A 26727-nucleotide genomic window follows, 5' to 3' on the forward strand; every position below is an offset into this window, starting at 1 on the left:
GATTCCCCGACCCCCGGCGGCGGCCTCCGGCTGCCGCAACGCCCAAAAGGGCCACCCTAAATCGGGTAGTCCCATCACTCAAAAGCTATGGCATAGATTGCGATGACGAATGTTAAAGGACAAGATGGCATTTTTTATGACTTCCGCAATCGCAAAAGCCATTTCAACCGGGACCCCATTCGCGATTTGTTGTTGTTTCGATGCCTTTTTCCCCAGGAACACAAAGCTGTCATCCAATCCCATGAGCCGCGCCCCTTCTCGAACGGAAATAATTCGTTGCTCCTCCGGATGTAGGATCATGGATTTACGGGGATTGACCAAGGTAATCGATGGCTTGTCCCATTCCAATCTCTTATACATGTTGCTGTGCTGGCCCTTCGGCCGCAGGCCCACGGGGATGTCCTTGACGTTCCCTCCTGGTTTTACATGCTTCATCCGTTCCAGCGTAATGTCTTTGGCATCGCTCACATCTAACTGATTCGGGACTCGATCATTCAGGCCGGCAAACGCCTCCCGAACCGTTTTGTATTGGGATAGTTTGTAATACGGTTTTGGGATGTCAATTTTCCCGATTTTGCTCCCGATAAAGATTGCTCTTTCCCTTAACTGCGCCGATCCATAATCGGCCGCATTCATAACGTCATGTGTAATCTCAAAGTCAGATAATGCCTCCAGGATTTCTTCTTTGAATTGCCCGCCGCCTGCAGTAAGGATCTCCGGAACGTTTTCCAAGACGAAAACCTGGGCATTTTCATTGGTTTTGACTGCATCGATAAATTCTCTAACCAATTTGTTATTGGGATTATCCAGGTAATTCGTGTACCGGTTGGAATTGGAGAATCCTTGGCAGGGACTTCCCCCGATCATGACCGGCGCTTTGGTGATCCGGGACTTATCGAAGGTTTTTATATCAGCCTGGACAACATGTCCCCCTAAGTTGTAGCGATAAGTCTGAACCGCGTCCTCGTCGTGTTCAAGGGCAAAAACCAGGTCAAATCCTGCCTGTTGAAAGCCCACATCCATGATCCCAGCCCCACTAAAAAGGCTGGCCACTTGAAGAGGAATGGCAAGCTGATTGAGTTTCTTCTGGATGCTGTAAAGCCTACTTGGTCGGGAAACCGTCGCTTCCGGAAGAAAATCAAAGAGAGAAATTTGTTCGTAACTGACGTGATCGCCAACGGCCTCTTTTAACTGGTCCCGCGACAGGACAATGCTGGCTGTCTTCTTAATTCGGAGAAAATCCGTGATATGGGAAACGGTGGCTTTCCCACGGAACGCTTTCTTAATTCCGCTGGCCACGGAAGAAAAGAACGATTGCTTTTCCTCCACGTACCCCTCCACCACAATTCGATCCTCGAAGATCTCCACCTGCAGGTAATCGACGCCTTTGAAAACCGACAATGCTTTTTTGTGACGAATGTCGATGACCGGCTTTAGGTCCTCTTTTGTTCTCCGCTTGGATACAACGTTATCGTTTTGATCGTCAGACGACAGAATGATGATTTTTCGGTTTTTTGCATCGATGACGTATTTGTAATGCCGGCCTGGTTGAAAGACTGTTTCTTTCAGCTCTTTATCCTGGAGGTAAATCCCCCTGGAGGAATTTTTTCCGACTCTTTTCTTTAGTAACATCTCTCGTCACCTTCTCATGGTTATTGGTTATCGCTGGGCGGCCCCGGTGGGCCATCGCCGTGGCTCAGACGGACCACGGAGCGCGCGGCTCACTGTACCCGGAGGGCGACACGGCGTAGCCGTAGGGAGTATGGCGCAGCCATATACAGTGAGAAGCCCGTGGTACGCTGACCAAACGGCGATGAGCCTCTTTAGGGGCCGCAGGCTCCCGGCGCAGACGGGAGGCATCCTTGCCTTTGATTGGCGTGGCCAAAATCAAACTCGCCGCGCGGAAGTGGATGGCTGCGGAGCAGGGCAGCCATCCGGCGGAAGTGCGGCGCGCCCGACAAAAAAAGCTAGGGAATAACCCTAGCTGCTTCTGCGTTTTCGCTGTTCAAGGCCATCTACAAAGTCTAAGCAATCCTCCAGGATCGCCCACCCTTCCTCGATCGATAGGTCTACCAGAGTTCGGCCCGCCCGTGAATTCAGTACCCTTTTCACATTCGATTTGTTGGCCAAATACCCCCGGTTTGCCAATGCCTGTTTAATGTCGTCTTCATGCCAACGAATAACTGCAAAAAATCCATCTTCGAGTTGGGGTACTGTACCGGCGGTTTGCAACAAACTTTTGATTTCCTCCAGTCGATTCAAAAACTCCACCGCCTGGCTCAATCGCTCCCCCGTTCCTTCTGCGTACCCTCCTTCGCCTTCGTATGGCTGCGCCCACTGAACATAATCCTCCAGCCGATCCTCGACCACGTAGGCCAGCGAGGCGATATCCGTTTTCTTTAGTAATTGGATCAGTAAAGTCATTGGATTTTTTGGGCTTTTTGTCTTTTTCATCGTGGATCATCCTCCTGGGTTTTCATTGTGCTTGCGGTGCGGACGAACCACGAAACGACTCCCTTTCAAGATTGGGCCTTTGAATCCAGGAGCAGAAGGCAGGCGGTTAAGTCTGCCTTGGCTCCCCTTCTTCGAATCCTCATCGCCCACCGAAGGCTATCTTGAAAGAGAGCAGGAGTGAAGTGGTAGAGTCAAACCGCAAGCACCCCCCATGAGTTGATAGCGATACCGGTGGAACCGGTATCCTCCTTTTCCGTTCGATCAAAAGGCAGTAGCAGTCATGCTACTGCCTATCCTTTTCGACCGCGACCATCCGCGGTCGATCGCCTTGGAGAAAAAAATAAAAAGCTTCTGGCTTGTCCAGAAGCTATCCTTTCAGGGGCCGGCTTCCGGGGGAGACCCCCGGAATGCCGGCGATTTGCTTTATTCCTCGTGGCAGTCTTCATATTTGACACCCAAAATGTAATCCACTCCCTTTTGAGCCAAGCCGGCCGCCTGCACCACCAGTTTTTTATCGTTTTTCAACGCTCTGAGCCAACTGCCAATATACGATGCGCTGTTTTCGATAGTGGAGTTATCAATGCCGGCCTTCGCGCACAGCATGGCCGCGCCGATCTCTGCAACTAGCTCCTCTTTGGAGTAGACCTCATCTCCAAATGCGGCTACTGTCTCGATCCCCGGACGGTTCAGGCGGTTTTTATGTCCGGTAGAGTGTATCATTTCATGGAACAAGGTACTGTAATATTCCTCTTTCTTCGGGTAGTCATTGATCGGAGGAACACTGATATAGTCCTTAGCCGGCACGTAGTAAGCGCGTCCAGAACTAAAATAGATTTCCGGAGCATCCGCAAAGCCGTTTACAATGTTTTCGGCTTCTGCAATCGGGTCATGCTCGAATGAAATTTCCCCTCGCTTGCTTTCCAGCCCTTCACATTGGGTATTGATCTCAAAAACGGAGTAGTAGCGCAAGAACGGAACCTTTTCTTTGTCGCCGGTTTCCTCGTCCTCAACTTCAAGCCATCTCCAAAATACAACGATATGGGCTTTTTCTCCCTTCTTCACATGGCCGCCTGCCTCAGTAATTTGCTTCCATGTAGCGTACTCGCCCGCAGGCAGAAGCAGAGTATTGATTCCTCTATATGGCGTTTGTGTCTTCCAGCTTACAGCCGCATTGACAACCCACGGTCTGCGCCAAGGAATGACCCCTTGCTCCAGCATCTTCATAATTCTTTCCGTGACCATTTCATAGATTTTTTGAGACATTTTACATCGCTCCTCGTTGGATTCTGGTTGGTTATCGCTGGGCGGCCCCGGTGGGCCATCGCCGTGGCTCAGACGGACCACGAGGCGCGCGGCTCACTGTACCCGGAGGGCGACACGGCGCAGCCGTAGGGAGTATGGCGCAGCCATATACAGTGAGAAGCCCGTGGTACGCTGACCAAACGGCGATGAGCCTCTTTAGGGGCCGCAGGCTCCTGGCGCAGCCGGGAGCCTTCCTTGCCTTTCCCCAATAAAAAAAGCCACCAGAAAACGGCTGGTGGCCTCCTTCTTGATCTTTTCAGCTTCCTGGGGATGTCTTTCATGCGTTAGGGGTGGGAGGGATAAAGAAGCGCACAGGAACCTAGAGGGCCTTGGCGGGCGCTTGCGGACGCCTAGGTCCTCTGGTTATCGGGCGATTCCCCGACCCCCGGCGGCGGCCTCCGGCTGCCGTAACGTCCAGGATGAACATTTGGGGCATGGGGCACTTTCCGCAGATCATCACCGGCGGCAGCCAGGATGTAGCTCTCTAGTTTCTCCCGGATCTGCAAACCGGCCGGAGAAACGCTCCGATCCGGCCAAGCAAGGAGTACCAAGACCAAACGTAAGGCACTCCCTTCGGCGTAACCGGGAGCTTAATACCAAAAGTTCATGAAAAGAAAGACGACAGCCTCAAGGAAAGTGGTATGGCTCAAAAACAGATTGAGACGGAGGGTAAACAGATTGATGCGGAAGATAAACAGGCAAATGAAATGTAACATAGTATCAACCTTTCTTTAGTGATTTTTTAGTAAACGACCTTCTAGCCAGAAAACCAATAGTAATTTGGGGCTTCATTTGTTTTTCAGGAAAAAAGAAAAACCCTTCCCCAAGGCAAAAAAATAGAGAGAATTAAACTTGCTTCTTCTAAACGACTTGGGCCTGTTTTCTAGTCCCAGGCTCCTGGCGCCAGCCGGGAGCCATCCTTGCGTTTTTCTGCAAAATAAAAGCCACCAGCGAACGACTGGTGGCCTCCTTTCCGGTCAAATAAAAGAAACCAGGGAGCCTCCCTGGTTTCCTCCTTCTACATCCCCCGAATTAACGGGGGCTTTTCCTTTCGTCACGAATTTTCGACCACTCGGGAGTCAATTCTAAATCGGACCAGAAAATCTCCCGAAAATCAATGATATGACCCCAACTTTGACCACCCTCCACGATGATGAAAAAATCATCGTGGACTTCCCTCACTACTCCATTGAATGTCAACGTCTGGTCACGGGATACGCTACACATCATTTCGATACCAGGCTTCACGATTTGGCGCAACATGCCATCGTATTGAATCATCATGCTTCCCCCTTTGCTCGCAGCATTCTACCAATCAAAAACAGGCAAGGAATCATACATGTAACCGTCCCTATCCAACATTACCCATACACAATCATGTTCCTGGGCCAAATCAAAGATCGCCTTTAGGTCATCGGGGAGTGAACGGGTTTCCTCCTCATAGTCATCTTGGGGAACAAGCAGCAGCCAACCGTATTCCGCCTTTTCATAGGCGACAATGCCAAGTACATCTTGCTCGATGAGTCCATTTGTTTCTTCGGAAATGTGAGCCGTAGACAGCTCCAGTACCTTTGTGATATGAAGTTCTTTCATGATTTTCCCTCTCCCTTTGGTTGATTGGCCGGCTCCAGCTCAGGTATCCGGAGCCGGCGGAACCGGATTTATTCGCTCCCGATCTGATACGTCTGCAAAAACTCCCTGGCCGATTCCTGGTATTCGGAAATGAATTGTTCATACTGCTGTGCCGTCATATGAGACGGTTTCTGCTCCCCTGCCAGGAAACGCAGGTAGACATTTACGTGATCCGCGAGAGGTTGTCGATCAAAACAATGCTGCCGTTGCATGTCGAATCGTCCCTTGTAGGTATTCCCGTCTTCCCATTCAATCCAAAAATCACACTTATCATAACCGCCGGTATCCGGCGCAGTCCGTGCCGCGTTATTGATTGCTGTTTCAACGTCGTTCCAAGTAGAAAACGTTTTTTTGAAAAGGTCGATATGCCTGCCTTCTACCCGTGCAAAAGTGATCTGCTTTACCGATACTTTTTCCATATTTTTCAGCTCCTTGGAGTGGTTATCGCTTGGCAGCCCCGGTCGGAGCTGCCAACAGTCATTTTTCATTTTCTTACCTATCGCGTGTCTCGGGCCTACAAATCACTAGATAAACTCCCTTCGTAATACCAGTCTTCACTTCGCAGAGACTGGGAATAGACCCGCCCTTCCTCAATCATATCCCCGTCTCCTTTGGTGACTTTGTAGGTGTCAATGGTTGCTTGTCCGTCAAAGCTTACCATTTCGACCGTGAAATACTCGGCATGTGAATCCTCCTCGTTAAACTGGATCGATGTTATCTGGCAGCACCATCTCTCCTCGATATAGCATTTGAGTTCATTTTTGAATTTGCTCATTGTTCATTTCCCCTTTCAAATGTTGGCGGCCCCGGTGGGCCATCGCCGTGGCTCAGACGGACCACGAGGCGCGCGGCTCACTGTACCCGGAGGGCGACACGGCGCAGCCGTAGGGAGTATGGCGCAGCCATATACAGTGAGAAGCCCGTGGTACGCTGACCAAACGGCGATGAGCCTCTTTAGGGGCCGCAGGCTCCTGGCGCAGCCGGGAGCCTTCCTTTCCTTTCCCAATAAAAAAAGCCACCAGCAAACGGCTGGTGGCCTCCTTTTTGATCTTTTCAGCTTCCTGGAGATGTCTTTCATACGTTAGGGGTGGGAGGGATAAAAAAGCGCACAGGAACCTAGAGGGCTTTGGCGGGCGCTTGCGGCCGGCTAGGCCCTCTGGTTATCGGGCGATTTCCCGACCCCCGGCGGCAGCCCCCGGCTGCCGTAACGCCCTGGTATTACTTGTACTTCTCACTCCAGGCTTTTTTGGCATTTTGGTATTCTGGACTCAAGATGTATTGCTCTTGCAGTAAAACGCGGCGTTTCAGGTCTTTTTTTCGACGGTACGCCTTTATTCAACGAACGAATAGATACAAAAAACATAGGGCAATTGCAAATAAACAGTAAAATTTCAATAAAGTGAGTACCATTGATCTCCCCTAAATTACAACCTGTATGTAACCAGGCAGATAGTAATTCTCCTCATGTTAATCTGTCAAATAGCCGACTGAAACCCCATCCTAGCGACATTGTTAATGGCACAAAGGAAAGATACATCCAGACAGACGTTTGATATAAATGGGCCTTGTTGTTCTTATATAACTGCCAAGCTCGTTCATATTCGATAATCCAAACCAGTCCAAATAGGACGGCTGAGAGGATAAGAGAAAGAAACCATACGATATCCATGTCCATCAAATCACCCTATTTTTCTTGTTAAGAAGCACTTGCTGCTTTGAATTGTTTCTCCATGTTTGACAAGCATTTGCCTAATACTTCGGGCATCTTTCTAAAAAAATCAATGGCTTGCTTTTTGCTTTGAAAAGTAAATACTTCTTCATCGTTAAAAAGGCTAGGTAAAATCTTAAATTGTTTGGTGTCCTCATACCCTAACTGAGACGTCACAGCATTGAAATTTGGTTTTACGAATACATTGATTTTGCTACCGGTCATCAAGGAACCAATGAAGCCCTTAGCCCTGTACCCAACAAACAATTCCTTTTCCATCGATTGTTGAAGCATCCAACGATAAAAGTCCATGTCCATAAATGTAATCCGGATAGAGACAGTATAAGAAGCCTTTACATCGTCATTTTGAAAATCCCTGGTGAAATCCACCATATAAGACATCTACCAAATCCCATCCTTTCCCCAAAATGCTGATGTTAAATACTGAGCATTCTGGATAGATCGGCTCTATCCAGGCTAACTATTGTGGTAAGTCCCCTGTTTCTGCAAATACAGTTAATATTGGCAAGAGTGCTTTTACCTGGTCTTGTGTTAAATGCATCCTCGTAGTCAAAACAACATCTTTTGGAATCTCATACGGCAGCCATCCCGTACCGCCTTCGCGTACCTTCGAAGCCATGATTTGCGGGTTTGCATCGTTTACGCCAAGCCATATAGCATTTTCAAATGCCAATGAAGATTTTTGGATGCTACACTCGGTGCCATATCTATCTTGAAATTCGATGATGTTGAAACCTCTGTTTGTAATTCCCTTTTTAAATTCCATGTCGTACCTCCCTACTTGAGTTTAATGACTTGACGAGACTTTCGAATTTGCATGAGCTGTACGAACATCCGATAGATCGTATCATCACCGATACATACCAGGTCAGACAAATCAAAGTAATGCTTCCGGCTCGAAAACATTTCAACGGCTGCCCGGACCAGCGCTCTCCATCCGCTTGATAGGCCGTAGACAGCCTCCGACTCGGTAAAACGTCCTTCTTCTTCGATCCATTCTCCCCAATACCAGTCCAGAGGCGTATCCAAGCATTCTGAATGCCAATCAATCTTATTGTGTATCTCAGGATGAGCACATACATAACAAGCTGATGCATATTCAGCATTATTTTGGTAAGACTCCAGCAGAGCGATAAAGTTCTCTTTGTGTTCCTCTCCGTCGAACCAGATATTGTCCTCGTTTGGCTTGGGAACACCCATAACTTTTTTCAAATCTTCTATAGCCTTCTGAATTGCTTTTTCCTTGTCTGTCATCTTAATCGATCTCCTTTATTTATCAATTTGAGCAACGAGTAACCGTAGTTATATAATCTTCGATAACTGCCAGCCAAGTAAACCTAGAAAAATCAAAAGAGCACCTATTCCAAAACCAACGATTATCAATTCATCCGATACATCCTTTTGACCTGGAGCCAACAAAAATCCCCCCACCTTTTTTCTTAAATAACACGGTTGTTCACCCTTATTGTGAGCAGGATCAGACCGGCACAATGTCTGATTATCGAAAGGGCAGAGCCTTGTCAATCGCATACAGTAGAATCAAAATAACGATGACGATAATAAACGTAGTAAACGGATTCTCCCCCGCATAGGTGATAACATCTCTAAACCAATCATCTTGCAAAGCGAAAGCCCTCCATTCGCTAAAATTATCCATAGACAGCGAAAAGCTTTATGATATAATGGCAATAACTGCTCCTTTTGGGAGTTGGTTATCGCTGAGATCGGGGTGGTTCCCGGTCTTTTTACTTTTTACAGACTTTTTTCAGACTCCGCTACTTTTGCTTTCCCCTGCTTCCAGCCTCCCAACACATTCACAATGGTTGCGAAAGAAGGAAATGAGCTATTTTCTTTTCTCCACTCGATGTAAGCCGGTTGGGATAGCTTTTGGACCTGAACCCCTGTATCCCTTGCCGCCTGTAGTAAGGCTTGGACACAAATTTCTTCCTTCTCCTTCTGATCCATGTTTCGAGCCATCCCTCGTTGATAAACCGGCTGTAACTCGGCTGCCTTCATCGCTTCTGTAAAGCCTCCATTGAAGAAATGCCAAATGGTTGGTACACTCGGATGCTCGTCCGGCTGGTCCTTAACCCAGGAGGCGTATTGTTCATGGGTGAAGGATGGTCCCAAATTCCTGGCTGCCTCTTGTAGAGAGGCAATTATTATTTCTTTAGTAAATAACCCTGTGTGTTTGGAAAGCTTCTCTCGGTTCCTTCTCTCCACTTCATCTTTCAGGTAAAGTCCCCTTTTAACCGAATGGATCTTCCCTTTAGAAAGCAATTCATTTAAAGTGTTCGAAGTGATGGAGAGCGCCTTTACTACTTCTGCCCTTGTCATTGTCACTTTCTGAATGATTGCTTTCTGCTGTTCAACTGTTAGCTGTTGTATCTGCTTTAAAACCTTTTTCGGTTTTGATTTCATCTCCGGGGGAATCACCCTATTTTCCCCTTTTACCTTCTCGGCAACAGATGTAAGGAAAATGCCAAATTGGAGTGATTCCAGCTTGCCACTATATTTTGTATCAATGTGATGATTCTTAACACCGAGAAATTCCGTCAATTCTTGACGAGTCATGGTTAGAAAGTCGATGACTGCTGTTTTCTCTTCAATGGATAGTTTGTAAAATTGCTCCAATGCCAGTTCTACTTTTTCATCGGTCATAGTAGCAAAGAATCCTCCCTGTGAATAAAGGATGGGGCAGAAGCCCCATCCCACCTTATTGAACGCGCCAATGGAAGTTATTTTTCCATTGGTTCGCTAATTCCTTCTCTCTTTTCAAACGTTCCCTTTCTAAACGTTCCTCTCTACGACATACTATCATACCAATAATGACGCTGATCCATACTCCGTTAAGTGTAATCATCCATCCTAAAAGATCCATCTTGCCTCGCTCCTTTTTTAGTGGGTGTTTGGTTTATCGCTGTAACTATACAATAGCATAAATATAGTTATTTTTCAACGTTTTTCTCATTCTCTTACTCGGATTATACTGGCCAAGTTGTTGATAGTTAGACAAAAAAGGGAGGCGTATAGCCTTCCCTCCTTTATGCCGCATTTCCCGATCGTGCGACAAAAGCCCAGCAGCCACGGCTTACAGATTCAAAATCATTGTATATCTGCAGAGTTTGGCGAACCTTTTCTTTCCAGTGTTTGTTTTTTTGGGCTTTCTTTGTCACTTCGATGACTTCGTACAATTGTTGGAGGCTTGCCGTTCCCCCCACGCTTTCCAGGGCAGCTTGCACCAAATCCCTCCAGGTCACTTTCTCCGAAAATCGAATGTCACTGACAACCTTTTGTGTGATTGCAACCGGAAACACCCATATATCTTCTTTGCGAAACACCAGCAGATGTTCATGGACAATACGAACAATATTTTTCTGATATGACGTCTTGTCCGATACGCAATTATGCTGTTCTTTGATAAAGTGCATATCTGTTTCTCCGTACCAGTTCATGTCTTTCTGAATGGGGAAGTATCTCCCATTCTTCTTCACGTCACCGATCAGGATAGCCATTCGGCCACCGTTTCGCAGGCTTGCATATGCCTTTCCATGGACGAAATTCAATTTCCGGATAAATTCATCATACGAGCTGCATCGAGATAAATCGTCCGGATGGGGTTTGTCTCCCCACATAACACCTGAATACTGGATGATGTCATGATAAGGGGGATGTATGAAAATCATGTCGCTACCCTCCGGCATTTCGTCCGTTAATGCGTTCCACCCTCCCCATCTTTCGCTGAGGTCCAAGTGAACACTATCCGTATACCCTATTTCCCTGGCAACCTCGAAACCTGTACCGCCTCCAGCAAATAATTCCAGGAAGTGATTGGGCTTGTAATACTTGAGAAGGTCGAATATAACCCACCCACTACAATTTCCCCTGTAGGATGCATTCCCCCATTTGCCACGATTTTTGTAGGATAAGATGCTAGTTAACATATGGAAAACCCTCCCGATCGGGAATCGGTTCAAACCGGCAAACAAGCCTAATCCCAAACTGATCGTTCATGACATTGATGATTTTTTCAATTTCTTCTTTCTGGGGGGCCAGGATGATATACTTGATGTCATTCCCTTCCCGACTCCACTCTAAAGAAAAAACCTGCATAATCCGAAAAATGACCGTGGCTCGAATTTTCTTTTCCTGCTCTGTGGCAGCTTCGATCAAGAGCATTTGCATTTGACTCGCTCCTCTTCGGTTTTTGTGGTTGGTTATCGCTTATAAAAGAATGGGCGGTTGATTATCGCGTTATTTGGAACGGGCGGCTAAGCCCGTTCCACTCTTTTTTCTTACAGAACGTCCAACCCATCTCAGGCAGAAAACAATGGCGACATAACGCTGATTTGGTCATAGCCCCGTCAAGTAGACAGTAAGAAAAGAAGGTTTTCCTATGCGGCGATCGCTGCTCGGTATTCCACCGGGGAGAGATCGCCCAGTTTTTTCTGGAAACGTTCGTTGTTGTAGTAATCGATATAATCTGTAATCAATTTGCGCGCAGTAGCCTCACATCCTGGCTTTTCAAGGTAAAGCTTTTCGGTTTTCAGGTGGGAAAAGAACGACTCGATACATGCGTTATCAAAGCAATTTCCACGTCTGGAATGGCTTCCAATCAGTTCTTTTTCCTCCAAAAGATTGCTGTATGATTTCGTTGTGTATTGAAATCCTTGGTCTGAATGGAGAATGGCGCCTTTTGCCTTCAATTGTTTTACCGTATCCAATACCAACTGCAAATCGTTGCGCGCAGATAGCTCCCAGGCTACGACTTCGTTATTGTACAGGTCTAACACAACCGATAAATAAACAAAATCGTGTCCGACCCGAACATAGGTAATGTCCGTTACAAATTTGTGCAAGACCACTTCTGCGGTAAATTCGCGGTTAAGAACATTAGGAAAGACTACGGATGGTTTACGACCCGCAAACGGTCGTTTCTTGCGGATCACGGAGCGAATTCCCAGCTCTCGCATGAGTCGTCGCACTTTCTTGTGATTCACATGAAACCCTTCTTTGTACAGAGCGGTACGCATACGTTTGTAGCCGAAATATGGTCTGATACGATGAATCGCTAAAAGATGTTCTTTGAGATCGCTGTCTTTTTCGATGCGAGCTTCGCGGCATCCCATAGTGGCCTTCCACTTATAGAAACCAGCCCGGGATACTTCAGCGATCTTGCACAACATGACGATTGGATGGTTCTTGCTCATTTTTTCGATGGTTCGATACCGGGCTTGCTGATCCAACTTCCCTCCCCGTGCAGATTCGGATTGAGCTTTTTTAGGTATTCTACCTGCGCTTTCAAGTAAGCATTTTCCTCTTCCACGCTGCTAAAATGTTTCTTATTCCAACGCCCACGGTAATCCTCAAATGATTCACCATTCTGGTGCTTCCGTACCCAACTGATAATTTGTGCATCACTTTTAATCCCGAGTTTTCCCCGTATCATCGGATAGCTCCACTGTTCTTCCAAACGCAGGCGAACGGCTTCTTTCTTGGTCACCTCGTCATAACGATTAAATGTTTGCCCTTTCTTTGGTGGCATGAAAAATCCCCTCCGGTCAACAGTGATGAATTCATGATAGCATGAACTCTTTTTTCACTGTCTACCTTAAGGGGATAATACCAATTTTTGAGTTAATCGTACTTCTTTTTACTGAAATGATTAGCCATAAAACATAGCTCCTTTGCTTTGAATTGGTTATCGCTGTAAATATATAATAACATAAACGAAGATTATTTGCAATGGTTACGCCACGAATTGCGTTCAGCTTACGACTCTAAAAAGTTTTGTGCCATCCAATGGTGTGGGGTAAAGAGGGTGGTGGCCACCTTTTGGTGTGCAGAGATAATAAAGTATTAGATTGAAAAATAGTTTTAGACTGCAACACCGTATAACATAAGGCTTCCAGAACATTTAGGTCCTGTTGTTGCTGCTGAGTACGATGTTCAGTCTACAACTAACATCGCTCCTTTAGTTTGGTTGGTTATCACTGGGCGGCCCCGGTGGGCCATTGCCGTGGCTCAGACGGACCACGGAGCGCGCGGCTCACTGTACCCGGAGGGCGACACGGAGCAGCCATAGGGAGTATGGCGCAGCCATATACAGTGAGAAGCCCGTGGTACGCTGACCAAACGACGATGAGCCTGTTTAGGGGCCGCAGGCTCCCGGCGCAGACGGGAGGCTTCCTTTCTATTTTTTCAGCTTCCTGGTATAACTAGAGAAATTCTTGGGTATCCTGGGAATACTAGGAGGTTTTTTGTGTTTTCAAAGGCGAACGTCACGCCATGACAAATAGCCCGACAGGTTTCCCTTGTCAGGCTATGTATAGTTAATATTAGCTTGTATTCATTTCAAATTTCACTTCCTCGGTAAGCCGATCTTTGTAGTTCGACTTCCGGACCCGTTTCATCGATCACAACCATTCCCCACCATTCCCGATCTCCACGGGCTGGGATAAAAAGCGCGGTGTGTACGATATAGGATCAGCTATGTAGTTATATGGTGGCCACCACTAACAGTATGACCATCTCAAAAGTGTTTCATACATTTCATCTTAGAGTAGCCCACAAATGCCTTTCCTGGGTTTTTACAATGGTTTTCTATCATTTGCGTTAGGGGTGGGAGGGATAAAGGGGCGCACAGGAACCTAGAGGGCTTTGGCGGGCGCTTGCGGACGCCTAGGCCCTCTGGTTATCGGGTGATTCCCCGACCCCCGGCGACGGCCTCCGGCTGCCGCCGTAACGTCCGCAAAACAAAAATAGAGCGTCACACTTACTCGACAACAAAGCAAAAACCAGGAGAGGATACCCCCTGGTTTTAATCAAAACTTTTCGCAATCATACACGTAGGTGGAACTATCACCTGGATTATAATTTTTTCGCGCTCGCGTTACATGTACAATTAAATCTTTGGCCGAAGAATGCACCGATCCGCAGGACTCCAAATTCTGACATCTCATAATGGGGAAATTCACAATATCAATCTGAATTCCTTGGTGCGTATCGGTAAAGTTTGTCTTCGATGGCAACATTACCCCTTCACACTCGGGGCAAATACGCACCTTGCCATATTGAGCAGCCAGATGTTTCATCTCATTTTCGTTAATAGAAAGAATGTTCATTTTACACCCCCGATAGGGTTCTATAGCGATGGCTTCTATAGAGAAAAGCATTCTAAAGCGTTGCCTTACCGTAATTGTACCGGATAATCCCACGAAATCAAGAAGAAATCCAGTAACAGTATGTACATTCTATGATGCCTTCAACCTGGATCCCTATACTTTTTTTGTGCGTCTGAGAATCGTCACTACAAGAATCGTTTCTTTTTTACCATTTGGCAACTCATCTTCACCAAAAGTAAAAGACAACTCCCCTTCGTATCCGTCATGCTCACCAATCACCGTGTAAGAAAGTTTCTCCTTACTCCACCCATCCGGATGGAAGGTGATTTTGGCCTTCTTGACCTCAATAACATTACAAAGGGTTTGTATGATTTGATATGGCAGCTCCACGTTCGTATCCGACGACCATCCGCGTTTTGCAGCCGTATTATTAACACGATCTTTTGCGTGGTTATATACTTCGATTTGAACCACGTCGTTCTCCATGCAGTATTCGAAGCTTTTCTGAGTAATGTCATCGATCAGGCTTTTGATTAAGTCCTTTTGTTCTTGAGACAAGGAGTGCATGATGTCGACTCCACCGTCTTCAATCACATACTCATTTTTGCCTCGCTTTTTGCCTCTCTCTTCTGCTTCTTTGATATTGTCGGCAGTTAGTTCCAGTTTGCAGTTAACCCGAATTTTAAAAAGCAATCCGCCTTCTGGCGTGGAAAAGGATCCTTGATACAAGCTTGTTTCTGCCATCCGCGTTCCCTACCTTTTTTCGATATAAATTAACGTTAGCACAAGTCCGAAAATTGTCAAACAGTGGAATAAAAATTCGAAAAACACCTTCCTAGTTGGTTTCTGAATTGCCTAGGCGGCCGACAGTCGGCCCCTGGTTCTTCCGGATCTGCAGCCGGCGCGCAGACATCGATCGACGGGCACGGGCGTCTCCTGCAGTTCATGGCTGGCGTGTGAAAAAACTTAAATAGAAAAACCAGGGAATACTCCACTGGTTAAGAATCGGTTCTCGTTATTTTTCTAGTAATTCATCAGGCGTAGTAATAATAAATGTTTCTCGTTCCAATCGCTCCTCTGTGACACGTTCTTCAAGGGTTATCTCTTTTTTTACAGTAGATCCGTCATTGTACCGGATCTCCACTTTCACAAGATACTGGCTCAAGTCAATTTTCTCCAAGGATGTTATCCGCGCATCTTCCAGCGTCCCATTCCTGGACAACGCATCACCAAATAGCTTTACTTTCTTGTCGTAACCAGCTTTGTTCTTTTCTTCGTAAAAATAAGACACCATGACGTCCGGATCGAAGAAACTGGCCACATTGGCATACTCACCGGCTTTTAGATACCCGAAAAAGTTGATTATCACGTCTTTGGGCGCCAGATAATGTTCAGGGTGATACTCATGATCAGGTCGTTCACAGTTGCAATTTTGAAGATCAACCTGAAACATATCCTGTTTTTCCTCAAGCTCCATCCAGTTGCTTTTTCCTTTGACCATTAACATTACTACAATCACCAGGAGAGGGACCAATAGCAACCACAGCAGCTTCTTTTTATCCATAACCCTTCACCCTCCCCTTATGGCCTCGTGGAAATAATATATGGCAATGGATCAACCAAAACACCCTTATATTTCATCTCGAAATGCAAGTGTGCGCCGGTCACACGTCCTGTCTTTCCTGCACTTCCAATTACATCCCCTTGTTCTACTTCTTGTCCTGGCTTAACAAAGATCGCGGATAGATGGCAATAGCGTGTTTGGACATCGCCACCATGTTTTATGCGGATATTGTAGCCGCAGGCTCCGCTGGCATCCTTCACCACTTGATAAACTACGCCATCTGCTGATGCAATAACATCTTTTCCAATGTCAGCATCGCCAGGTAGATTCAAGTCCACCCCTGTATGGAAATCCTTTTTGCCGTTAATAGGGTCTACACGTTCCCCGAAGTTTGAACTGATTCCGGTTAAATCGGGGGCAGGCCAAGCAAAATCCACATCGATGTCGGGTGGCCGGCTTCCAGGTGGTTGCCCTGGTATTGTACTTCCTCCATCCCCATCCATCGGCACAAGGCCAAACTGATATGGCAAAGCTTGTGATAGTGCTTCATAGAGCTGCACTTGATCCGAAGTGAGGTTGTGCCAAATTTCCGGATCGGTAATGGAGTAGTATAAGATATTCAGCTCGAATTTATATTTTGGACGTGTAATTTGGTGGCCATATTCTGCTAATTCTTTAATGGTCAATTTCTCTTTCTTTTCGTCAATCGGGACTCCCCAATGGTTAATTAGGTCGTCATAAAATTGGTCGAACTTGTACGTGTAAATTTGAGTGAAGTCCGTTTCTAGGTTTGTTACAACCAGCTCATACTTCACAATTTCCTTTGCCGCTTTCCTGACATCCTCGATTGTCACATTCGTGAAGTCGTTGTAAAGCATGACGGCATGATATAGCAGAAGATCCGGCCAATAGAGTCCGGATTCCTCTGCGACTTCCTTATACAGCTCAACTACTTCATCATCTGCACCTACTGATGAAGTAATGTTTACAACAGACGAGAAAAGCCCAATGAATAGGAACATAATCCCGCATATTACGACGATTATCTTTCTCCAGTGATTCTTAACAAATAGGGCAGCCTGAATTCCTAGCTTCGTTGCGGTAACAGGATCCATAAGCTCTCCCCTATGCGCTCACTTTATCTTTTTCTTCTACTTTGGTCGGCTTTTTACCGAAACGAGACTTTTTCCCGTACATTTTTTCGTACAGATCAGGAGCAATGATCTCAAGCTCGTATTCGCTACCCCTGGTTTGAATCTCAATGCGCTGGCTTCCAACAATTTGGATACCGCGGCCGGAACCTTTTTGCTTGGCCAAAACTTTCATTTCCTTATCGCTTAAACGGAACAATGGTTTAACCACTTGCAAGTCGGTCGGCCCCAAAGTAAAGAACGTCTTGATAAACGAGTTGTTAAGGATTGCGGTTCCCCATTTTCCTACAGACATGAAGTCATCCAGGTTTTGCGTGGCCACAACCAGATAACCGCCGTATTTCCGGATTCGTTTATTAATTCGCTGCAGCGACTTGAGAGCCAACGGATTCTCTTCGTCTGCTAGTAAGTGAGCCTCGTCAACGTAGAAGCCCTTTTTCTCCTTACGATTCTTTTTAATCAGTTCCCACACGTCTTTCAAGAGCAGATAATACATCGGCTTTTGAACCGTTTCGGAAAGTTCATGAATATCCAATACCGTTACAAAGTCAAAATCCCAGTTCGTTGGTCCGTTAAACATCTTGCTATAGGCACCATCGATATATGGCCGCATGATCGACAGGTAACGCCGACGGCTCGCTGCCTCCATTTCCAGTTCAGGATCCTTAATTTTTTTCTGAACAACTTCTTTCCATGTCGAAAGGGTAGGGAACGACTCCGGATCCGTAGGTAACTCTTTCGTTTCAAAAGTCATTTCTTTCATTGCGTAGGCATCACGAATATCTTCTTCAAGAAGGCCCTCTTCTTCCGGTTTCAAATCCGTAATGATCCACTTAAACCATACCATCAAGTCAAGGATCTTCATTGGGAGATATTCACCCAAGGTTACTTCTGCATCCTCTTCGGTTTCGTTCTCACTATCGATGACGGTTGATTTAATGTGAAATGGGTTCGTTACGTGTTTGGAACGGGCAGAAAAGACGATACGTTTCCCGAAAGGAAAATGGTATTCTCGTTCCGGGTCAATGGCGATGGTGTAGTCATTAAACGGAGCCATCCGGATCATATCGCAACCCAGGTAAAACGATTTACCGGAGCCAGATTCCCCTACCGCGAATTGATTCGGGTTTTTCAGCTTTGTCTTATCGAACCGATCATAGATAATTAAGCCCCTTGAAGTCGCATTTTCAGCGATAAAGACGCCCCGATCTTGCTGCAGCTCACTGGAGTCAAAGGGGACGATCGTAGCGATCAGACTGCTCGGCATCGGCCATTTGTAATGTTCAAGCATCTCGGCCTTATGCAGAATGGGAAGAATGCACCAAAGAGGATCTAAGTTGTAATATTTCAACTCCCAGGACACACAACGGCTACCAGCAATTGCATTTTGAATTCGCTGGACTTGAGATTTTAGGTCCTCCAGGTCAGCAGAATTCACCCCAATGACAGTTGTTACATCCCACAATGTTTGGTTCTCCCCACCGATTTGCTCCAGAAGGTAGTCACCGTCTTCAATTTCGGAAAGGATATTCTTTTTTACGTACTCGGGTAAGGATTCCGTATTATATTTCCTTCTCAACTCAGATACAGAATTGGACAGATTTTTTTGCATATCCAATTTGTTTCGAGGGTTAAGAATAAACGCGATGTCCATATTACAACGAACTTGCAACAGACGACTCAACCAGCGTGGTCCCTTTACTGTTTTCGGATAATCGACCAAGGTGAAAAACTTGTAGTAATGACCGTCATTCTCCAGATAAGTACCCCTGTCAATGATTTGTTTTGGCGCAATATTGGCTTCCCTTATATCATCGCTCCAAGGATGGACCGCACTTGTTTCCGGATTCAGCTTTTCGTAAAGCAGCTTTCGCATGTCATCTTGTTCCAACCTGTAGCACATCATATCCTTTGACTCCAGGTTGTCCATCACAGCCTTTAGAGAATCCGACAATTCGTCGGAGGCTTGTTGATATTTGTTTGAGCTACTTTCCAGGGTCAAGTAAAAGTTGAGAACGGTACGAGACTTATTTGCTACACTCTGCAGATGATCTTTCTGCTGTTGCAGAAGATCAATGTAGATTTCTTTTGTTTGCTTTTGGATATGTTGATCGAAATATTCAATGTTTCGATCGATATTTATTCGTTCAGTACCGATGTTAATTTGAATTCGTCCTTGGAAACTGTTTAAGGCCGCCTGGATCGCCTCGATTACTTCATCCAAATCATCTTGGGCAAGCAGCTCCCCGTTTATTGGGGACACCCTCGTAATGATTTTCCATTTACCATCCCTGGTCTGCAGCAAATCACTAATCGGCAAAAGAAACGGTAACGCTTGCCGAGTAGTTTCCTTCTTACTTTGCTTCGCATTTTTCGATCCGAATAGCTTGGGTAATGCTATCTTCATCAGACCAACTCCAGTCATACCGTTTTTGAACCTTGGTATAGTATTTGATCATATCTGCAACGTATTGGACACCGGATCTCCCGTACTTTGATTGTGAAAGCAAAGCATAAGGGATTCCGACGATAAAAATACTTGAGAAGACCGCCCATGTGAACGAGAAGAATTGGAAAGTGCCAATTGCAATCCCCAAAAGCGGCAACATGCAGAACATTTCCTTTAGCCCCAACCCGAATATCTGAAACTTCGCTTCAACCTTCCTGGGAATCCGAATTTTCTCATGTTGTGGTGTCACGTTATCATCCTCACCCCTATGATACCTTTACCTTTGTCATCATTTTCATGGCGACCAGGCGACCACCGGATCCGGCTGCATTCACCAGCGCGTTACCCGTTCCGGAAGAGTATAAAAATTGCCGCAACACTTGAGGACCCCGGAGCATCACGAAGATGACACCTGTTGCTTTCAGAAAACCCCAAAAGTCAGCAGCGCCAACAAAGTTGAAAAGTAGATTAATCATCAACAGATGGACGCATTGGGTAAAAACAATGGCCGTTGTTTCTCGTACCCATACCCCAATGGCTTCTCCACCACGAACTGCCGAAACAGCAACAATTGGGGAAAGGACTATACAAACAACCAGCTCCACATACCGGATACCAGACACGACCGCTAGAATCAGACAGAAAATCGCATACACCAGGAACATTAGTATCGTTCCCTCTGGAATTGCTGCAACCGTAAAAAGCAACAATCCTTGGAAGGCAGATATTCCTACGCCAAGATTCGAAATTGCTTCAAGGAGGTAGTTGTTCAAAGGAAGGAACAAATGTTCAACCGACCACGGAAGGAAAAAAATCAGCACAGCACCCAAAAATGTCCCTTTGGCCAGTTCAGACAAAGAACGTCCCTCTCCTGCAGCCCGTAGTCCAACTGATTGCAACGCCTCAAATGCAACCGCCACCGCTAAAAGCCCTCCTGCCACAGCACGAGACATGTTGATGGCATCTTGAATATTTGGGTAGTTCGACAAATCAGTAGGACTAAACATTGCTGCAGTCAAACCTTTATATGCCTCCTGGGCAAGATCGGAAGCAAGATCACTAATCCAGCCCCATATCGAAAAACTCGTAATTTTTTTCCAAAAGTCAAATTCCGCAAAAGCTACAGCAGGAAAAATTAGGATCATCCCAAGAGTTACAATGAAAAAATGCTTTTTATGACGATGGATCGGTAAAACTGTGACCAATTTCCAGAAAAGATACGATAGCGATTGAGGCATACGGGGAAGGGTTAAAAAAGAAACCCATCCCCAAAATGTCGTCGGATAATTCATAGCCTATCCCACCCTTATTGCATCTTTGTGTAGATGTAAGATACCAACCAAATAAGTGCGTTAACTCCACCTGTCATGTAAACAACGCCCTTAATACCTTTGGTTGCTGATACTTTTTCATCATCGCTGCCCTGCTTGTATTTCAAGCCATAGATGATGATAGCTACAATGGCCGCAGCTACAGTCAATGCCAAAAGATTGACTTTTGCTTCATTGAGAATGCTTAATACCTTGGTTATTGGTGCCCACATAAATTTTCCCTCCAACTACTTTCTTGAATGTTTTTTCTGCAGATAAAACAAGATTGTGCGTAAAACGGCTGCTTCGGAGCACCCCCAAGATGCTGCCTGAATCCCAATAGCCGTTTTTTGCTTTCTTGTAATGCTAAAATCCGCTTTTACAAGAGGTTCTTCTAAATCTAGCACCCCCTCACAATCCAAATAAGCGTCGATGGCGTTCCGTAAATGTTCACTCCTAGAACGTCCATCAAGGCTCAATTTGTCTAGTAATTCATGCTGAGACTTCGTGATGAACCAATTGATAATCACAAGATTGTCTCGGTTGGCTGCTCCCGACACAAAACACCCCCTCCTAGTCCAAGTGTAATATCTGGAAGATTTACAGACAAGACAATTCTCCCAGAAATAGCGAATTACGGAAAGGAGAACTAGGTGCGTACAGCCTACCTGCCACGAAAGAAAACAGAAGCAAAGCAGGATGGTCCAATAGAACCAAAGACCTGTCCTCCCTAGAAAGACAGAAAAGAACGAAGCAAGGTCCACAGGGATGTGGATATGTGGATAAGTGCGGGATGGGAAAAAGGACGGTTTGCTACCGCAAACCACCACCCCCAATTTCAAGAAGGGGGAAATAAGGTAAATCCCACCCACCAAACCCACCAAAGATATAAATGTATGTAATTTACGTCATTTACCCGCTGGTGGCCCCAGGGTAAACCTTGCGGTTCCATCCCTTGCCGGTTCTAACATTCTCACGGTCCCTCGATTCAACAAGGACATTAGTGTATGGAGGAACACATTTGGCTCAAGAGAGGATTTTTGTTGTAGATCTCCTATGCTCACTCGTTCCGGTGTAGCCGCGATTATGTGCTTGACTTCTGTTTCTGGATCATTGGATGGCATTGGAATGACTTCCGCTGCAGCCGCCGCCTCTTGGAGATAATCCACTTCCTGGACATCAGCTCGAAGACGGATCTCTGTTCCTCCATTCCGCCCCTTTACAGTCGTAATATCGGCAATACCTTCCTCTGACATTTGCTGTAGCGTCATTTGAACGCTTTTAAAACATGCCCCAAGTTCTTGCGCCAGTCGTCTTTGAGAAGTGAAAATAGAGCCTCCCTGGGCCTCGATATGACGGATAATTTGTTGCATCAATTCCGAACGTTTGGTATAGCTTGTCTCGCCGGTATATTTGGAACGCTTCACATAGCGAAAGCGTTTGTTCGATCCCATCACCTTCAAAATGTGATTGATCCACTTTTCTTTCGCACCCTTAATTCGACCGGAACGCACCCCTCTGATGGCCGACCGAACCGTTCTTTTCAACTCTGGAAAAGCGATAGGCCGCTCATTCTTCGGATTCCAGGTTTCTTTGAGATAGGAAAGAATCTCTTCATCGCTCATACCGGTGGAAGAAGCCATGATAAGCGCCAGGGTATAACAAGCGTAATTCCGAATATCGTGGTCATATGGAACACCGTTTAGCAGCTCTTTAATCGCGGGATCCTCCAGGATCCCTTTTACAACCGGTTTCCCTTTCACTTTAGGAGAAGCTGTGTAGCTAGCCATCTCGCTTTGATCCAGGCAATTCATTGCCCATTCTTTCAGCTCATCCAACGTGTATTTCTCATCGATGAAGCGAATCGTATTTTCATCGGTCGGCATTCTCCAGTAACGCTCCGGACCTGCCGCATCTGCCATTATCCAAGCAAAGGTCTTTTTAAGCGCCTCGCTGATTAACTTGTAGGAATCTATAGCTGGTCGGAAAGCCCGGACACGCTCAATGAGCCAATGCAAATGAAACCCGTTTGGTGACTTGATAACCAAATTGGGAAGAGGCAAGTCGTACATCTCGCAAAGGTGGGCAATGTCAGCCAGGGTTGCATCCGGATTATCAATCTCAATACTTACCGCATTCAAAAATCGAAGGGTATCTACTGTACGCTTTCCAAAGAAAGCAAAGCTATTGAAGGTAATGAATGGTGCATCGAAAGGGTCCCGGTGTACAAACCTCACCTTATTGAAATAATAATCAAGTGTTGCATATGAACGCAGGCAAACGCCACGCTGGAAAGATTCCTTGTCCGGCGCAAAGAAGATGTACCCAAAGTCTCTCTTCTCCTCTTTAGAAAGAGATTTTGTGCGATCCCAGGAGGCTTTTGCTCGAATCTGCATGGTATTTTCATAGATGGTATGAATTGGGTCGGCTAACATACTTTTTTCCTCCCACTCTTATTGAGAAATCTCATTTTTCCGTTGCGTGAAGAGAGAAAACCTCGTAAACTAGGAATTAAGAATCACGACAACCGAAAAAAGACAATATGAAAGCTGGCCTCCAAGAGCCTCTTTTTAAAAAAGGTCCGGAAGCTTGTTATTGAATATTTAGTTGTTAGAATTACAACAAACAAAGCTCGGTTGGCTTACATCGGTGTTGGCGCACCCGTAAGCAAAAGTGATTCATTGGCTCTTAAAACGAACTGCTGTTGGCGCAGCAGTTTTTTGTTTTCCCTAATAACTTTCCAGACATTAAAAATCCCCTGTAGCCGATCCTACGACGGCCACAGGGGAACAAACGCGTATACGAATTTTGACATGGAATATGTCAAAAAATGACTAAACTCATTGTAGAGTTATCCTTGATACTTTACCCCATTTTAGAGTAAAATAAGAAGTAATAACGCAACTGAGCGTAGTTTACGCTTGTTCACCGGGTGTCGTCGAAAGGGTCGGTGGATAGGATCGGATAAGAGTTGGTCGCTCGAATCGATCCCGTTGCGATATTTTATTATCTGAAAGCCGCCAGATTTGGTGGCTTTTTTGTTTATAGGGAAAATCTACTAATAGAATATCATAGAGTTGAAACTAATCAAACATAAATTTTACTTTGCGCTCCTCTTTACTGTAGAAAAGTTTGGCTTCAAATGTCCCTTTCTGTCCCGAAAAACCCTTGATTTTCTCCGTTGGACGGAGGGATAACAGCGTTTGCACTTGTTTGTTAGTTAGTGTTTTTCCAGCTAATGTTTTAAAGATTCTAAACCCACAGTCCTGCTTTGAGCAAACGACGAATGACTTCTTATCTATCACTAAAGAATCACAATGCGGGCATTTTCCGATCGACAGGTCCTGGTCAACAGGGAATCGGAACTGCAATCTTCCATCCTGGAGAGTTAAAAAGGCCCGGAAGGGACCACTTTTCCCAATGAAACCATCCAGTAAATTACTCTCTCCTTTTTCAAGGATCCGCTCAATTTCCTTGATCGGGATTTTCTTTTCTTTCACAACCATGGGCAATGTAAAGTTGCAATCTGGATGGTTGCTGCAACCGTAGAATGTCTTTAGCGGGATGACATGGCCGGAACACTTTGGACATTGCCCTACAGTTACATCTTCGGCCGTAGGGAATCGGAATTTGACTTTCCCGTCTGTTGGATCATAGATCACAAAGGCTTTAAAGGTGCCCTTTTCTCCTTTAAACTCCAATAGGCCCGTTGTACCCTCGTTCAATAGCTTTTGCACGTCATTAGGCGATAAAACCTTCTCTTTAATGGCCAATGGCACACTGAAATTGCAGTCAGGATAACCGCTGCAGCCATAGAAGCGCATCCGGTGTATAACCGGCTTTTGACATTTTGGACATTTTCCCAGGCTTAATTCCTCCTGTGTAGGGGTCCGAAACTTTACCTTGTTGTCTTCAACATAAAGAAGTCCGAAAAATTCTTTGCCATCTTTACTGAATCCAGCGAGAATGTCCGTGCTATTACGTTCAAGCAGCTTTTGAATCTGCTTGACAGGTATTTTGTTATTCAGAACAACACTTGGAACCGTGAAGGTGCAATCCGGATAAGCGGAACATCCATAGAATGTTTGCTTGTCCCCAGTTTCTTTTTTTATGACCGGCTTCCGGCAGCAGGGACAGGTACCGATTTTATTTTCATCGATCTGTGTGGTTTGCAGGACATTCTTTTGTGCATCGCTAATCTTCCGGATCTCATCGGCCAAGTAGTGACAAAATCGGAATATGCTCGAAAGATAGTCTGCTTTGGACAGTTCACCACTCCGGATCTGTTCTAGTTGGTACTCCATCGTGGCCGTAAACTCTGGTGAACGCAGTTCTGGAATTTGTACATTCTCAACCAGGAATCGCCCTGTAGCAGTTAAACGAATCTGCTTTCCCTTTGCCTCGATATATTTGTAGTCATATAATTTTTGAATCGCGGCCCCCTCTGTGGCCGATGTCGCAATTCGCTTCCCGCGCATGACTTCCTTTAGTGATTCATCATCCAATTTCCGCCCTGCATTTTCCATAAACTCAAGCAACAAGTCTTCCCGATAAACTGCGGGCGGTGTTGTTTTTCCCGTGTGAAGTGTCGTATTGTCACACTTGACGGAAACCCCTTCTTCTAAAAACGGAATGTCTATAACGGGCGTTTCATCTTCTTCATCGTTATTGGCAATAACGGACAAATACCCTGGGGAAAGCAACTTTTTTCCTTTTGTTTGGAAAGTTTCACCCTCACAGGTGATAGTAATTTCCGTCACTTCGTAAATAGCCGGTGGATAAAAATTGGCCAAAAACCGTTTCACAATCCGTTCGTATAGTATCCTTTGATCGGCAGAAAGATTGTCTACATTGGGTTTGATCTTGGGGTTAGGAATAATCGCGTAGTGATCGCTGACCAGCTCATCGTTAAATACCTTATGCTTGCTGCTGATTTCGCCTGTAATACCTGCAGCAATGTCAGAAAAAGGCGTATCACTAAATGCCTTTACAGCTTTTTGTACATCCTCCACCATCGATGCAGGCAAGTATCGGGAGTCTGTTCGCGGATACGTCACTAAAGATAATGGTGGTGAGTAAAGGGATTGTAGGACATCCAGCGTTTTAACAGCAGACCAGCCTAGTTCTTTTACGCATTCTTTCGATAAGTCAGTCAGGTTGTATAACAATGGCGGACTGGATTTCTTCTCTCTCTTTGTGCAAGCAGTTATGACACCATCCTTGTCTTTTACTTTCTCCTGGATCGCTTTTACCGGGTCTGGATCCATAATATATTCCTTTGTTCCAGAGTCCCATTTGGCTTTAATTGGACCAAATTGACCAAATAGCTCATAAAAATTTTGCGATTTGAAATTGGCTATGGCTTGCTCCCGATTGTAAATTTCAGCAAGCAGGCAAATCATTACTCGGCCCAAGGGCAAAAGTTGTCCTAGCTTTACGCGGTATCCCCTCGTCAGGGTATCCCCCACAAGCAAGTCTGTAATTGCCCGCGCATCAGCAGAGTCACCCAACGTATCAAAATCCGTTCCAGGCTGCAGGTTGTTAAATCCAATAGTAAGTGCCTCGTCATCCGTAGCGCTGACAAAAAGACGCTTAATCGGCTTCGTTGAACCGTTCATCCAGTACAGTTCTCTAAAGATAAGTTCCCCCTCACGGCCGGCATCTGTGCAGCAGCAAATGGTACTGACATCCGAACGTTCCATTAGCTCCTGAATGAACTGAAACTGTTCTAAATGCTCCGGATTTGGCTTGCGTTTAAATTCTTCCGGAATAATGGGCAAATGTTCTAATTTCCATTCTTTATATTTTTCATCATAGTCTGCAGGCATAAACAATTCGGCCAAGTGTCCAATGCACCATACATGAATCCAACTCGATCCCTCGACATAACCGTAATAACCCTTGGATCCTTTTACAAACTTTCCCCCTCGAAACATAGGGAGACTAACAAATTTCCTCGTCATGTCAGGTTTTTCGGATATATAAAGTGTTTTCATTCGGTCCCCTCCTTTG

At 45.7% G+C, this 26727-nt stretch carries 24 protein-coding genes; all 24 read right to left on the minus strand.

Going from position 1 to position 26727, the window contains the following annotated elements; genetic code table 11:
* Positions 1–78: 78 nt before the first annotated feature.
* On the minus strand, positions 79–1632 hold the full coding sequence (locus RGB73_RS30225; RefSeq protein ID WP_310774728.1) for a DNA cytosine methyltransferase: 1554 nt from the start codon (positions 1630–1632) through the stop codon (positions 79–81).
* 348 nt (positions 1633–1980) lie between these two features.
* Positions 1981–2454, minus strand: coding sequence for a hypothetical protein (locus tag RGB73_RS30230; protein ID WP_310774729.1), 474 nt, complete (start codon positions 2452–2454; stop codon positions 1981–1983).
* Between the two features lie 423 nt (positions 2455–2877).
* The gene (locus tag RGB73_RS30235) at positions 2878–3717 is read right to left on the minus strand and encodes an ArdC family protein (RefSeq protein WP_310774730.1); all 840 of its coding nucleotides are present in this window, start codon (positions 3715–3717) and stop codon (positions 2878–2880) included.
* A gap of 1071 nt (positions 3718–4788) precedes the next feature.
* Positions 4789–5040, minus strand: a complete 252-nt coding sequence (locus RGB73_RS30240) for a hypothetical protein (protein ID WP_310774731.1) — start codon at positions 5038–5040, stop codon at positions 4789–4791.
* 24 nt (positions 5041–5064) lie between these two features.
* Complete coding sequence (locus tag RGB73_RS30245) at positions 5065–5349, minus strand: DUF5983 family protein (RefSeq protein WP_310774732.1); 285 nt, start codon at positions 5347–5349, stop codon at positions 5065–5067.
* 68 nt (positions 5350–5417) lie between these two features.
* Positions 5418–5807: a hypothetical protein gene (locus tag RGB73_RS30250; protein ID WP_310774733.1), complete on the minus strand. Its 390-nt coding sequence runs from the start codon at positions 5805–5807 to the stop codon at positions 5418–5420.
* A 95-nt stretch (positions 5808–5902) separates the two neighbouring features.
* Positions 5903–6163, minus strand: a complete 261-nt coding sequence (locus tag RGB73_RS30255; RefSeq protein ID WP_310774734.1) for a hypothetical protein — start codon at positions 6161–6163, stop codon at positions 5903–5905.
* 921 nt (positions 6164–7084) lie between these two features.
* Complete coding sequence (locus RGB73_RS30260; RefSeq protein WP_310774735.1) at positions 7085–7498, minus strand: hypothetical protein; 414 nt, start codon at positions 7496–7498, stop codon at positions 7085–7087.
* Positions 7499–7577: 79 nt separating this feature from the next.
* Positions 7578–7883, minus strand: coding sequence for a hypothetical protein (locus tag RGB73_RS30265; RefSeq protein WP_310774736.1), 306 nt, complete (start codon positions 7881–7883; stop codon positions 7578–7580).
* A gap of 11 nt (positions 7884–7894) precedes the next feature.
* The gene (locus RGB73_RS30270) at positions 7895–8371 is read right to left on the minus strand and encodes a DUF2538 family protein (protein WP_310774737.1); all 477 of its coding nucleotides are present in this window, start codon (positions 8369–8371) and stop codon (positions 7895–7897) included.
* A gap of 498 nt (positions 8372–8869) precedes the next feature.
* Entirely contained in the window at positions 8870–9778 is a 909-nt protein-coding gene (locus tag RGB73_RS30275) for a hypothetical protein (RefSeq protein WP_310774738.1), read from the minus strand.
* Positions 9779–10161: 383 nt separating this feature from the next.
* Positions 10162–11061, minus strand: coding sequence for a DNA methyltransferase (locus RGB73_RS30280; RefSeq protein ID WP_310774739.1), 900 nt, complete (start codon positions 11059–11061; stop codon positions 10162–10164).
* Positions 11051–11302 carry a hypothetical protein gene (locus RGB73_RS30285; protein ID WP_310774740.1) on the minus strand — a complete coding sequence of 84 codons (252 nt, stop codon included), beginning with the start codon at positions 11300–11302 and terminating at the stop codon, positions 11051–11053. Before RGB73_RS30285 ends, RGB73_RS30280 begins: the two co-directional genes overlap by 11 nt.
* Positions 11303–11511: 209 nt before the next feature.
* Positions 11512–12662, minus strand: a protein-coding gene (locus tag RGB73_RS30290; protein WP_396136244.1) for an IS3 family transposase whose coding sequence is annotated in 2 segments (ribosomal slippage) — positions 11512–12401 and positions 12401–12662 — 1152 coding nt in all. Because the reading frame shifts where the segments join, the coding sequence is not laid out codon by codon here.
* 1732 nt (positions 12663–14394) lie between these two features.
* The gene (locus RGB73_RS30295) at positions 14395–14985 is read right to left on the minus strand and encodes a hypothetical protein (protein ID WP_310774741.1); all 591 of its coding nucleotides are present in this window, start codon (positions 14983–14985) and stop codon (positions 14395–14397) included.
* 271 nt (positions 14986–15256) lie between these two features.
* Positions 15257–15805 (minus strand): hypothetical protein, encoded by a 549-nt coding sequence (locus RGB73_RS30300; RefSeq protein WP_310774742.1) that lies wholly within the window; start codon positions 15803–15805, stop codon positions 15257–15259.
* 17 nt (positions 15806–15822) lie between these two features.
* Positions 15823–16920, minus strand: coding sequence for a M23 family metallopeptidase (locus RGB73_RS30305; RefSeq protein ID WP_310774743.1), 1098 nt, complete (start codon positions 16918–16920; stop codon positions 15823–15825).
* 10 nt (positions 16921–16930) lie between these two features.
* On the minus strand, positions 16931–19363 hold the full coding sequence (locus tag RGB73_RS30310) for a VirB4 family type IV secretion system protein (RefSeq protein WP_310774744.1): 2433 nt from the start codon (positions 19361–19363) through the stop codon (positions 16931–16933).
* Complete coding sequence (locus RGB73_RS30315; protein WP_310774745.1) at positions 19311–19655, minus strand: hypothetical protein; 345 nt, start codon at positions 19653–19655, stop codon at positions 19311–19313. Before RGB73_RS30315 ends, RGB73_RS30310 begins: the two co-directional genes overlap by 53 nt.
* Before the next feature lie 16 nt (positions 19656–19671).
* Complete coding sequence (locus RGB73_RS30320; RefSeq protein WP_310774746.1) at positions 19672–20697, minus strand: conjugal transfer protein TrbL family protein; 1026 nt, start codon at positions 20695–20697, stop codon at positions 19672–19674.
* Between the two features lie 14 nt (positions 20698–20711).
* Complete coding sequence (locus RGB73_RS30325) at positions 20712–20948, minus strand: hypothetical protein (protein ID WP_310774747.1); 237 nt, start codon at positions 20946–20948, stop codon at positions 20712–20714.
* 15 nt (positions 20949–20963) lie between these two features.
* Positions 20964–21275 (minus strand): hypothetical protein, encoded by a 312-nt coding sequence (locus RGB73_RS30330; RefSeq protein WP_310774748.1) that lies wholly within the window; start codon positions 21273–21275, stop codon positions 20964–20966.
* 348 nt (positions 21276–21623) lie between these two features.
* A complete protein-coding gene (locus tag RGB73_RS30335) occupies positions 21624–23150 on the minus strand; it encodes a hypothetical protein (RefSeq protein ID WP_310774673.1) in 1527 nt (508 codons plus the stop codon).
* Positions 23151–23798: 648 nt separating this feature from the next.
* A complete protein-coding gene (locus RGB73_RS30340; RefSeq protein ID WP_310774674.1) occupies positions 23799–26711 on the minus strand; it encodes a DNA topoisomerase in 2913 nt (970 codons plus the stop codon).
* Positions 26712–26727: the final 16 nt, after the last annotated feature.

Origin of the sequence: Brevibacillus brevis (assembly GCF_031583145.1) — a bacterium.
Lineage (GTDB): Bacteria > Bacillota > Bacilli > Brevibacillales > Brevibacillaceae > Brevibacillus > Brevibacillus brevis_E.

Bases quoted from the DNA above. Each gene is read 5' to 3' on its own strand.
- RGB73_RS30265 (WP_310774736.1), bottom strand. From the start codon at position 7,883: ATGGAATTTAAAAAGGGAATTACAAACAGAGGTTTCAACATCATCGAA.
- RGB73_RS30255 (WP_310774734.1), bottom strand. From the start codon at position 6,163: ATGAGCAAATTCAAAAATGAACTCAAATGCTATATCGAGGAGAGATGG.
- RGB73_RS30320 (WP_310774746.1), bottom strand. From the start codon at position 20,697: ATGAATTATCCGACGACATTTTGGGGATGGGTTTCTTTTTTAACCCTT.
- RGB73_RS30245 (WP_310774732.1), bottom strand. From the start codon at position 5,349: ATGAAAGAACTTCATATCACAAAGGTACTGGAGCTGTCTACGGCTCAC.
- RGB73_RS30235 (WP_310774730.1), bottom strand. From the start codon at position 3,717: ATGTCTCAAAAAATCTATGAAATGGTCACGGAAAGAATTATGAAGATG.
- RGB73_RS30295 (WP_310774741.1), bottom strand. From the start codon at position 14,985: ATGGCAGAAACAAGCTTGTATCAAGGATCCTTTTCCACGCCAGAAGGC.
- RGB73_RS30260 (WP_310774735.1), bottom strand. From the start codon at position 7,498: ATGTCTTATATGGTGGATTTCACCAGGGATTTTCAAAATGACGATGTA.
- RGB73_RS30310 (WP_310774744.1), bottom strand. From the start codon at position 19,363: ATGAAGATAGCATTACCCAAGCTATTCGGATCGAAAAATGCGAAGCAA.
- RGB73_RS30285 (WP_310774740.1), bottom strand. From the start codon at position 11,302: ATGCAAATGCTCTTGATCGAAGCTGCCACAGAGCAGGAAAAGAAAATT.
- RGB73_RS30275 (WP_310774738.1), bottom strand. From the start codon at position 9,778: ATGACCGATGAAAAAGTAGAACTGGCATTGGAGCAATTTTACAAACTA.
- RGB73_RS30340 (WP_310774674.1), bottom strand. From the start codon at position 26,711: ATGAAAACACTTTATATATCCGAAAAACCTGACATGACGAGGAAATTT.
- RGB73_RS30240 (WP_310774731.1), bottom strand. From the start codon at position 5,040: ATGATGATTCAATACGATGGCATGTTGCGCCAAATCGTGAAGCCTGGT.
- RGB73_RS30280 (WP_310774739.1), bottom strand. From the start codon at position 11,061: ATGTTAACTAGCATCTTATCCTACAAAAATCGTGGCAAATGGGGGAAT.
- RGB73_RS30325 (WP_310774747.1), bottom strand. From the start codon at position 20,948: ATGTGGGCACCAATAACCAAGGTATTAAGCATTCTCAATGAAGCAAAA.
- RGB73_RS30305 (WP_310774743.1), bottom strand. From the start codon at position 16,920: ATGGATCCTGTTACCGCAACGAAGCTAGGAATTCAGGCTGCCCTATTT.
- RGB73_RS30225 (WP_310774728.1), bottom strand. From the start codon at position 1,632: ATGTTACTAAAGAAAAGAGTCGGAAAAAATTCCTCCAGGGGGATTTAC.
- RGB73_RS30335 (WP_310774673.1), bottom strand. From the start codon at position 23,150: ATGTTAGCCGACCCAATTCATACCATCTATGAAAATACCATGCAGATT.
- RGB73_RS30300 (WP_310774742.1), bottom strand. From the start codon at position 15,805: ATGGATAAAAAGAAGCTGCTGTGGTTGCTATTGGTCCCTCTCCTGGTG.
- RGB73_RS30270 (WP_310774737.1), bottom strand. From the start codon at position 8,371: ATGACAGACAAGGAAAAAGCAATTCAGAAGGCTATAGAAGATTTGAAA.
- RGB73_RS30250 (WP_310774733.1), bottom strand. From the start codon at position 5,807: ATGGAAAAAGTATCGGTAAAGCAGATCACTTTTGCACGGGTAGAAGGC.
- RGB73_RS30230 (WP_310774729.1), bottom strand. From the start codon at position 2,454: ATGAAAAAGACAAAAAGCCCAAAAAATCCAATGACTTTACTGATCCAA.